Source organism: Occallatibacter sp., assembly GCF_049802275.1.
Classification (GTDB): domain Bacteria; phylum Acidobacteriota; class Terriglobia; order Terriglobales; family Acidobacteriaceae; genus Telmatobacter.
Genome location: NZ_JBARMD010000441.1, coordinates 1 through 1,951, shown reverse-complemented (window position 1 = coordinate 1,951; position 1,951 = coordinate 1). Strand labels below are relative to the sequence as shown.

Genomic DNA, 1,951 nt, shown 5'->3' with positions numbered 1-1,951 from the left:
CGAATCCCAATCATCGGCCGACAGCGGCCAGCCGTGGCTGAACACGATGGGCTGACCCTTGCCCCAGTCCTTGTAATAGATCGTCGTGCCGTCTTTCGTTGTAATTGTGCTCATGTGATTTTCTCCTGAGATTGGATTATGCGAAGCAGGAACGCTCGCAGTTGTTGGTTGAACGGCTAAAATGTGCCAGGTAACCCGAGACAGGCCACCATAGCGGCACCGCCAACGAGAACGTCTCGGCGAGTCAGGGTAGAGTTGTCGGACACGAAGTTGTGTGCCATTGCGTTTCCTTTCGTGTTGCGAGCCGCTAAGGTCCTAGCCCGCAGTAATCGTGAGTCCTATCCTCGGCTGATTTTGTTTTTCGCGAGAAACGTGTCGATGCGGCTCGCAATCTCTTCCCCGTGCGTCTCGAGAGCAAAATGTCCGGTATCGAGCAGATGCGTTTCGAGGTTCTTCAGATCGCGGCTGTACGGGGTGGCGCCTTCCGGTGGAAAGATCACATCGTTCTTGCCCCACACGATCAAAGTGGCTGGTTGATTCTTTCGGAAGAAAGCCTGAAATTCGGGATAGAGGGGGACGTTTGTCCGGTAATCGTAGAATAGGTCCATTTGGATGTCTCGATTTCCGGGACGGTCCAGACCGATCTGGTCCAGTGCCCATGTGGTCGGATCCAGTAGAGTATGATCGCTTACGCCATTTTCGTACTGCCAGCGCGTCGATTTGGCATCGACGAGGAAATGAAGCGCGGCTCGATTCTCTGGCGTGGCGTCTTTCCAATATTTCTTGATCGGGTCCCAGAATGCGAGCAAACCTTCGTCGTACGCATTACCGTTCTGCACGATGAGCGCCTGTACGCGCTCGGGGTGCTTCAAGGCGAGACGGTATCCGACAGGCGCTCCGTAATCCATGACGTAGAGCGAGTACTTTCCGAGCTTCAGTTGTTCGGCGAGCTTATTCACAATGTCGGCGTAATTCTCGAACGTATAGCGATAGCTTGTGTGATCCGGCATGCTGCTCTGGCCGAAGCCTGGATAGTCAGGCGCTATAACGTGGAAGGAGCCGGCCAGGCGTGGAATCAAATTCCGGAACATGTTGGATGAGGTGGGAAAACCGTGCAGGAGCAGGAGAACAGGGGCATCTTCCGGCCCAGCATCCCGATAGAAGATATCGAGATCATTTACGCGAGCAGTCTTGTAATGCACGGCCAATCGGTTTTTCGCGGTTTCTCCTTCGCTCCTCTCAGTCTTGACGACGCCATCATCCGCGGCGAAGGCGCGATGTGGAGCGAGAAAAGCGAAAGCGGCGGCTAGGCTCGTGGATTCTAGAAATTGGCGGCGAGATCCGCTGGAGTGTACCTTAGCGGCCACCTTGCCGCAGACCTTGTGATCGACCTGGGTGCTGTTTGTGGTTGGTATCGTTGCCATGCAATTTCTCCTTTCTTGAAAACTTCACCTTGCTTACCGGCGTTCCTCTGGCTGCGATCTAGTCCAATTTATGAACAGTTATAAACCCAGTTCATTCCTAGATTCAAGCCGGAGGTTACCTAGAAATAGGGAGTGATCCGAGGCTGAGGGAATCATTGATCGAGCGTGCGGTCTGATTATGATCTTGCCGCCCGAGAGACCGCGAAGCTGTCCTCCAGCATCTGGAAGCGAGTGATCTCGCCGTCGGAGGCGGTCAAGATAATCGCAAAGGCTGACTCGATGATCTTTCCGGTCTCCTTGATCCTCGTAGCGAGTTCACCGACAATGACTGCCCGGTCGGCGCTTGCCAAGATGTCTTGGACGTCGAAGCGAACTTGCTCAATCAGACGGCGCGTGTCGCGAATGAAGTCGGAAGCGGCGCGGCGCCCAGTCCTTAGTCCAATCCAGGGCAACGCACCAACGTCGCCCGCGATTTCAAATTGGACATCAACACTGAACAGTCCGGCTATCTTGTTAGGGTCCGCCCC

Annotated in this window: 4 protein-coding genes; all 4 read right to left on the bottom strand. The window is 54.6% G+C overall.

Features of this window, described 5'->3' with window-relative positions:
• A partial coding sequence (locus WA354_RS15370; protein WP_472813899.1) for an alpha/beta fold hydrolase occupies positions 1–114 on the bottom strand: 114 nt, incomplete at its 3' end.
• A gap of 62 nt (positions 115–176) precedes the next feature.
• On the bottom strand, positions 177–281 hold the full coding sequence (locus tag WA354_RS15365; protein ID WP_472813898.1) for a twin-arginine translocation signal domain-containing protein: 105 nt from the start codon (positions 279–281) through the stop codon (positions 177–179).
• 57 nt (positions 282–338) lie between these two features.
• Positions 339–1,424, bottom strand: coding sequence for an alpha/beta fold hydrolase (locus WA354_RS15360; protein ID WP_472813897.1), 1,086 nt, complete (start codon positions 1,422–1,424; stop codon positions 339–341).
• 176 nt (positions 1,425–1,600) lie between these two features.
• A partial coding sequence (locus tag WA354_RS15355) for a nuclear transport factor 2 family protein (RefSeq protein WP_472813896.1) occupies positions 1,601–1,951 on the bottom strand: 351 nt, incomplete at its 5' end.